Genomic DNA, 8,009 nt, shown 5'->3' on the forward strand with positions numbered 1-8,009 from the left:
GTCGGTGGTATTGGTTGTCAGGCTGTCCGCCTGCCCGATCACCGCGGTTTCCGGTTCGCCCGACCCGACAGGAGCGTCTCTCGGATCGGTCTTGCCGGTGGATCATCGGCCCTGACGGCGTCATATCCCCTTGGCAACCATCACCACACGCCGGATTTCGAACGGTACGGGCTTCCGGTTCGCGACCCGGCTCCCAGTGCGGTGACGAGGAGAGTATGGCGGGGTGGTGCGGGGTGGGGATGAGAAAAGTGTGGGGTTGGGGTTAGGGCGTTGAGCGGGTTGAGGGATTTGTTTTGTGGGGTGGGTGGTTGTGCCCGTGCGGTGGGGTGGTGGTATGGGGGGCTCGATGTCGTTGATGCCGGCGCCGAGCCATACCCCCCTCTGTCCTGCCGGACATCTCCCCCACAAGGGGGGAGATCGACTCGTGGCTTACTCTTAGCCAAACAATGAGGGTGGAGCGAGCGGCTACGCCCAGCCAATCTCCCCACTTGTGGGGGAGATGCCCGGCAGGGCAGAGGGGGGTATCACACGGTAAAACCTCGCTCACCGGCGCACCAAAACCTCACACAGCCCCCGTCCTCACGTCCCCGAAAAACGCGCCTCCGCAAGATCCGCCTCACGCACGAGCTTCTTCATCAGCTCTTCGGAGAGCTTGCGGTTCTTCGCCAGCCGGAAGAACTCGGCGCGTTCGGCCTTGACGCCGGCCAGCCGCAGCTTGCGTTCGATTTCTTCGCTGCGGCGGGCGAGCATGGCGTCGTCGCCGGTCTTGGAGCGGCCGGCGATGCGTTGGCGGTAGATGTCCATCAGGCGCGCGCCGGCGTCGGCGTAGAGGTCGGCATCGGCGCGGCCTTCGCCCATGTCGTGCTGCAGCTGCTCGATCGCCTTGATGGCGGCCTCGGCGCCGCGAATGCGGGCTTCGTCTTCCTCGCGCTGATGGGAGGGTTCAGCCGGCACATGCAGGTTCTTCAAGAGGAAGGGCAGGCCGATGCTGGCGGCCACCAGCGAGACGATGATGACGCCGGCGGCGAGGAAGATCGACAGGTCGCGGCCCGGGAAGGGCGAGCCGTCGCCCATGGTCAGCGGCAGGGTGAGAACGCCGGCGAGCGTGATGGCGCCGCGGGCACCGGCAAGCGAGGTGGCGGCAACGAGGCGCCAGCTCGGGCGGGTGAATTCGTAGCCGCTGCGGGCGGCGCGATAGAGCGTGAAGCGCAGCGACACCCAGACCCAGGAGAAGCGCAGCGCGGCGAGCGCCACGTTGATCGCGACGATGTAGACGATGAGCCACAGCGGGTCGTAATGCCCGGTTTCGCGGACGATGTTGATGGCGCTGGAGGCGATCTGCGGCAGCTGCTCGCCGAGCAGCACGAAGATGACGCCGTTCATGGCGAACTGGACAGTATCCCAGACGGCGGTGCGGCGCACGCGGGTGACGGCGGATGCGCGGCCGCTCTGCTCGCCGTAGCTCATGGTGATGCCGGCCGCGACCGCTGCCAGGATGCCGGAGCACTCCAGGTGTTCGGCGATCAGATAGGCGGCGAAGGGGAGCAACAGGCTGATCAGGATCAGCGAGCCTGTCTCCTCGCCAAGCTTGCGGGTGAGGAAGCGCTGCAGCTGCATGACCGCCCAGGTGACGCCAACGCCGATGACAATGCCGCCGATCGCGACCCAGAAGAAGGTGCCGACGGCATCCGTCAGCGAGAAAGTGCCGGTGAGGGCGGCTGCGACCGCAAAGCGCATGCAGACGAGGCCGGACGCGTCGTTGAGCAGCGATTCACCTTCGAGGATGTGCATCAGACGGTTGGGGATCGGCACGCGGGCGGCAATCGCGGAGACCGCGATCGGATCCGTCGGCGAGAGGATCGCGGCCAACGCGAAGGCGACGGCAAGCGGCATGGAGGGAATGAGCAGGTGGATGAGCAGGCCGACGCCGAGGACGGTGAAGATGACGAGGCCGAGCGCCAGCTCGAGAATGACGCCCTTGTCGCGCAGCAGGCCTTCCTTGGGAATGCGCCAGCCATCGAGAAAGAGCAGCGGCGGCAGGAAGAGCAGGAAGAAGAGATCGGGATCGAGGCTGACACCGAGATCGGCCACCGAGGCGATGACGGCGCCGAGCGCGATCTGCACGAGAGGCGGCGGAATCGGGATCGGGGAGAGCCTGGTGAGTGTTCCGCTAACGACCACTGCAAACAGCAGGATCAACGAAACGCTGATGCTTTCCATGAAATGCCATGTCCTTCGTTCTTACCGTCGAAGTTCGGTTTTGCGGGTTTTTGGCCGTTGTTGCAACGGCGGGGCTATTGGTTCGCCCGACCTGCGACATTGCGCCATAGGCGCGTGCACTGTGGGTCAAGTGCTTGAAGAGGCTGGATCCGCTTGCCCATACACGGCGGGCGGTATCGCAAGGACAGGCTATTTCGGCTCCCCCGGCGGAGCCGTGTTGCACGCCAATTACGCGGCCGATCACATAGTCTGGGCCGTGTCGGTATCGGAGGCGAGCGAGGCGCCGTAGGTGGTCTGATAGGCGCGGATCGCGGTCTGCATGTCGGTGAGGCCCTGCGTGACTGCGGTGTTGTCGCCGGCGCCGGCACTTTCGGCGATCTTCGACGGATCGGCGGAAAGAACTTCGCTGGTCGTCAGCTTGCCGTCGTTGTTGCTGTCCATCAGCGCCAGAATGCCCTTCGGGCTGTTGCCGGAGAGGCTGCCATCGTCGCTGGACCCGTCGTCGCTTTCGCTCGACTGCTGCAGTTGCAGCATCAAGGAGAGGATATCGGCTGCGATCTTCTGGGTGACGCTGGCGCTGTCGGCGGTGCTGTTTGCCGTCGAGGCCTTGGTCGTTGTCGCGGTCGTGCTGCTGGTGTTGGCTGCGGCTAGCTCGTCGGCGGAGATGATGCCGTCGCCGTTCTTGTCGAGGCTGGAAATATACTGGGCATTGTTGCCGCCCAGAGAGGAAACACTGGTCACTTGAATCTCCTTTGCGAGTCCATCGTGAAAACCGTCCTTCATGGACGAACAGGGACGGGCTAAGGTGATTTGCCGGCGGCGTCAAAAGGGGAATGTTGTGATGAATTTCAGCCGATTGACCGAGGTCAAGCGGCGGGATTAAGATTTCGTTTACCCTATGTGTACTGATGATTCGGGCTGGGCTGGGCGTCTCACACGAAGCCCAGCCTTTTCTCGTTTCCATCCCCGTCGGTCAAATGGCACGCGACAGAGTGGAGTGGAGGGGACGGCATCACGCCGGGCCTCAATCCCCGTGGGTTTCGTGGAAATCGGCCTGGCCGCGCTTCCAGTAGCCGGCGGCCTTGATCCAGGGCTTGGGGTGCCCGCGCTCCTCGACCATGACGACACGCAGGCGCTTGGCGAGCACGGTTTCGCAGGCGATCCAGATATAGCCGTCGCCTTCCGGCAACATGATATCGCGCAGCACCTGTTCCAGATCGTCCGTGGTGCCCGCCGGCTGCGCGCCGCGGTGCAGCCAGGTGACGGAGAGGTCGGCCTTGCTGGCGAAGGTCTGTTCTTCCTCGGGGCCGGCGATTTCGGCGATGACGATCGCCTTGGCGCCTTCGGGCAGTTCCTCGAGGCGGCGGCCGATGGCGGGGAGCGCGGTTTCGTCGCCAACCAGCAGATACCAGTCGAAATCGGTGGAGACGACGAAGGAACCGCGTGGGCCGCCGAGGCCGAGCCTGTCGCCGGGCTTGGCGTTGATCGCCCATTCGGTCGCGGGTCCCGCCTCGTGCAGCGCGAAGTCGATGTCGAGTTCGCCGGCCATGGGATCATAGCGGCGGGGCGTGTAGTCGCGCAGCGACGGGCGGTTTTCCGGGTCGATCAAAAGCTTGCCCTCGGGACCCATCTCCGGGAATGCCGGTTCCTCGCCGGGGCGGGGCACGAGGATCTTGACGTGGTCGTCATGGCCGAGGCTGACGAAGCCTTGGAGATCGGCGCCCTCGAGCGTGACGCGCAGCATTTGCGGCGTGACGTGCTGGACGCGGCGGACGGTGAGCACGCGGCGCTTCAGTTCGTGGCGGACGCGTTCGATCAGGTGGCGCTTTTCGGTGGGGGATGGCGTGGTGTTGGCCGTCATCTTTGGTTCCTTCTTCAGAACCGGGACGCTCAGGACGCAGGCACGCCGCGCCGCTCGCACCCCGGCTTCGGGTTCGATCAGCGCGTTGGTTGACGTTAACGCTTACGTGCGGCGCCCCTCTCAGGGAGCGGATGCGGCAGATGTGTTTCTTACCTAGCCGGGCCCGAGAAGGCTGGCAAGATTAAAACATGATTTTTTGGTGAAGCTTTTGTAATCTTCGGCCGCTCTTGCCGTTTGGCGCGATTTCTGCCTTGCTTCGGTGAGCCGTTCAACCGAAAGCCAGAGCCATGCCCGAGCCGGATCCGGAAGAAAAGATCGACGCCACCTTCCGCAATGGCTCGCTGACCGCCGCCGGCATCATCCTGGGCTTCTGCCTCACCTTCATCAGCCGCTGGGTCTCCAACCCGAACGACTGGAGCCCGATCGACATCGCGCCGATGCTGCTGCTTGTCGTCGGCATCGCGCTTCAGGTGAAGGTCTTTGCCGATCTCCTCGCGCGGGATTCGCTGATCGCCGCCAAATACGACCGCTCGCGGCGGCTGTTTCTGATCGGGCTTACGATCGTGGCGGCGGGGATCGGGCTGGCGCTGCTCAACGATGTATTGGGGCTGGGATCAATGCCGATCTTGGGGTGAGGGATGAAGATGATGAGCGGGCTTTCACCCGCCCACCCTATTCATTCAGCTGATCACGTCCCGATGATCTTGTTGCAAGCGAGCGCGATCGCCGGGTTGCCGACGATGGCCAGTGCAAGGGACATTGCGATCAGGGATAGCGAGTAGCGTTTCATGGCATCCTCCTATTTAGGCCCGTGATTATGGTGCGGGCGCGGGGAGTATGCGGGAGGCTTGGCTATATGCGAAGTCACGAAAGGGTGACGGCGGCTTTGGGCCGCCGAGTCTTCTCTAGCCCACCGCCTCGACAAACCCGTCCAGCACGCGCTTCTCGCCGGCCTTGTCGAAGTCGATCGTCAGCTTGTTGCCCTCGATCATCTTGATGTTGCCGTTGCCGAACTTCATGTGGAAGACGCGGTCGCCGATGGTGAATTTCGAGGGCTGGGTGGCTGTCGACTTGGCGACGAGTTCGCCGTCGATGGTGCGGGTCTTCGGGCCGCTTTCGCCGTAGCCGATGCGCTCGACCGAATGGCCGGAGCGGGAGCCCCAGTTGTCGCGGGTGGCGTCGTTGCGGTTTTGCTGGGCGCGTTTCCAGCCGGGGGTGGAATAGCTGTTGGCGAAGGGCTCGGCCTTGTCGAAGCGCGACTGGCCGTAGCCGCCGCGGCCGTAACCGCCGTAGCTCTGCTCGACTTCGGCGACCTCGACATGGGTGTCCGGCAGTTCGTCGAGGAAGCGCGAGGGGATGGTCGATTGCCACAGGCCGTGGATGCGGCGGTTGGAGACGAACCAGATGTGGCAGCGGCGCTTGGCGCGGGTCAACCCCACATAGGCGAGGCGGCGTTCTTCCTCGAGGCCTGCGCGGCCGGTCTCGTCGAGTGAGCGCTGGTGCGGGAAGAGGCCTTCTTCCCAGCCGGGCAGGAAGACGGTCTCGAATTCGAGGCCCTTGGCCGAGTGCAGCGTCATGATCGAGACAGCGTCGAGGTTCTCGTTCTGCTCGGCGTCCATCACCAGCGAGACGTGCTCGAGGAACCCCCGCATGGACTCGAAGCTTTCCATCGAGCGGATGAGTTCCTTCAGGTTGTCGAGGCGGGCGGGGGCGTCGGCGGTCTTGTCGGCCTTCCACATGTCGGTGTAGCCGGACTCTTCGAGAATCTGCTCGGCAAGCTCGGTATGTGATGTGTTTTCAAGCCTTTCCTGCCATCTGCGGAAAGATTGAATCACGTCGAAAAGCGCCTTGCGGGCCTTTGGCTTCAGCTCGTCGGTCTCGATGATGTCGGCGGCTGCCGCCAGCATCGGGATGTCGCGAGCGCGGGCATAATCGTGCAGCGCGCGCACGGTGGTGTCGCCGAGGCCGCGCTTGGGGGTGTTGATGATGCGCTCGAAGGCGAGGTCGTCGGCCGGCTGGGCGACGAGGCGGAAATAGGCCATGGCATCGCGGATTTCGAGGCGCTCGTAGAAGCGTGGGCCGCCGATGACGCGGTAGTTGAGGCCGAGCGTGACGAAGCGGTCTTCGAACTCGCGCATCTGGAAGGAGGCGCGCACGAGGATCGCGATATCGTTCAGCTTGTGCTGATTGCGCTGCAGCTGCTCGATCTCGTCGCCGATGGCTCGGGCTTCTTCCTCCGAATCCCAGGAGGCGTGGACCTGCACCTTGATATCGTCAGGGTCGCGGCGGTCGGTGAAGAGCGTCTTGCCGAGGCGGCCTTCATTATGCGTGATGAGGTGCGCGGCCGCACCCAGAATATGGGCGGTCGAGCGGTAGTTGCGCTCGAGCTTGATCACCTTTGCGCCGGGGAAATCCTTCTCGAAGCGCAGGATGTTGTCCACTTCGGCGCCGCGCCAGCCATAGATCGACTGGTCGTCGTCGCCGACGCAGCAGACGTTCTGCGGCTCGCCCTTTGGGCGCTGGGCAAGCAGGCGCAGCCACATGTACTGCGCGGTGTTGGTGTCCTGATACTCGTCCACCAGGATATAGCGGAAGCGCTGGTGGTATTCCTTGAGCAGATCCGGCGTCTTCCGGAAGATCGCGATCGGATGCATCAGGAGGTCGCCGAAATCGCAGGCGTTCAGCGTCGAGAGGCGCTGCTGGTAGGCGAAGTAGAGTTCGCGACCCTTGCCGTTGGCGAAGGCGCGCGCGTCGCCCTCGGGGATGTCGGCGGGGCCCAGCCCCTTGTTCTTCCAGGTGTCGATCATGCCTGCGAACTGCTTGGCCGGCCAGCGCTTGTCGTCAAGGCCTTCGGCCTGGATCAGCTGCTTGACGAGGCGCACGACGTCGTCGGTGTCGAGAATGGTGAAATCGGAGCGCAGGTTGACGAGCTCGGCGTGGCGGCGGAGCAACTTGACGCCGATCGAGTGGAAGGTGCCGAGCCAGGGCATGCCCTCGACCGCGCCGCCGACCAGGTGCGCGATACGCTCCTTCATCTCGCGGGCGGCCTTGTTGGTGAAGGTCACCGCCAGGATCTGCGAGGGGAAGGCGCGGTTGGTGTTCAGGATATGGGCGATGCGGGTGGTCAGCACACGCGTCTTGCCGGTGCCGGCGCCGGCGAGCACGAGGACTGGGCCTTCAAGCGTTTCGACGGCTTCCGTCTGCTCGGGATTGAGGCCATCGAGATAATCCGGCCGCTCTCGAGCGCCGCCACGGGCGGCCATGGCGCGGGCGGCAAGACCTCCTGATGTCGGGGCGCCGCGTGCGGGAGCTGCGGGGGCTTGCGGCTTGCGCGGCGCTTCGCCCGGCTCCTCGTCGAAGAAGGGCATATCGTCGAAACTGTTGCTCATGGCGCGTAATGTAGTGATTCGGATCGGAAAGGCCAGAAAAGATGTTCTGCTTTCATTCCCGGTCCACGAGATGTTGGGTGATGTGGGGCGGTGATGACGGGTGCGAGTGGTGCGCGGTTTGCGCCAAGTGTCCATTCACGTCGAGCAAAACGAGGGCTTAGCAGATCCTCGGGACGAGCCCGAGGATGACGGTGGAGTAGGTGGATGACGTCTGTAACCTATTGAAGCGGTAGTATTTTCCTCTCGCTCGACGTCATCCTCGGCCTTGTTGTACAGCCTTGATACATACCTGACAGATGTTCGGAGACATGCCTGACACTTTTCGGATTGCAATCCGGGAGGTTTCGATGGCTTGGCGGGCGAGGTCGGTTGTGGACGAGCGTTTGGAATTCTGTCGGCTGGCGGGGCTTGAGGGGGCGAACGTGTCGGCCCTTTGCGAGCGCTTCGGCATCAGCCGCCAGACGGGCTATGTCTGGTTGAAGCGGTTTGCCGCCGGCGAGGCGGTCGATGACCGATCGCGGCGGCCGCATAAGAGCCCG

General features: G+C 63.9%; 6 protein-coding genes. 2 read left to right on the forward strand and 4 right to left on the reverse strand.

Features of this window, described 5'->3' with window-relative positions; genetic code table 11:
- Positions 1–579: 579 nt before the first annotated feature.
- The 3 genes from D460_RS0105920 to D460_RS0105930 all read right to left on the reverse strand — a co-directional run bounded on the left by D460_RS0105920 (position 580) and on the right by D460_RS0105930 (position 4,081).
- Positions 580–2,220 carry a Na+/H+ antiporter gene (locus D460_RS0105920; RefSeq protein WP_018897598.1) on the reverse strand — a complete coding sequence of 547 codons (1,641 nt, stop codon included), beginning with the start codon at positions 2,218–2,220 and terminating at the stop codon, positions 580–582.
- 240 nt (positions 2,221–2,460) lie between these two features.
- Complete coding sequence (locus D460_RS0105925) at positions 2,461–2,961, reverse strand: hypothetical protein (protein ID WP_026282833.1); 501 nt, start codon at positions 2,959–2,961, stop codon at positions 2,461–2,463.
- 283 nt (positions 2,962–3,244) lie between these two features.
- A complete protein-coding gene (locus tag D460_RS0105930) occupies positions 3,245–4,081 on the reverse strand; it encodes a siderophore-interacting protein (protein ID WP_018897600.1) in 837 nt (278 codons plus the stop codon).
- Positions 4,082–4,368: 287 nt separating this feature from the next.
- On the opposite strand from D460_RS0105930, the gene D460_RS0105935 reads away from it, so the two are divergent.
- The gene (locus D460_RS0105935; protein ID WP_018897601.1) at positions 4,369–4,716 is read left to right on the forward strand and encodes a hypothetical protein; all 348 of its coding nucleotides are present in this window, start codon (positions 4,369–4,371) and stop codon (positions 4,714–4,716) included.
- A 270-nt stretch (positions 4,717–4,986) separates the two neighbouring features.
- Here the strand turns inward: D460_RS0105935 and D460_RS0105945 are convergent, their stop codons facing one another.
- The gene (locus tag D460_RS0105945) at positions 4,987–7,470 is read right to left on the reverse strand and encodes a UvrD-helicase domain-containing protein (RefSeq protein WP_018897603.1); all 2,484 of its coding nucleotides are present in this window, start codon (positions 7,468–7,470) and stop codon (positions 4,987–4,989) included.
- A gap of 347 nt (positions 7,471–7,817) precedes the next feature.
- Here D460_RS0105945 and D460_RS0105950 point away from each other — a divergent pair.
- Positions 7,818–8,009: helix-turn-helix domain-containing protein (locus D460_RS0105950; RefSeq protein WP_037110883.1), on the forward strand; the 192-nt coding region annotated here is incomplete at its 3' end.

Origin of the sequence: Rhizobium sp. 2MFCol3.1, from assembly GCF_000377565.1 — a bacterium.
Lineage (GTDB): Bacteria > Pseudomonadota > Alphaproteobacteria > Rhizobiales > Rhizobiaceae > Rhizobium.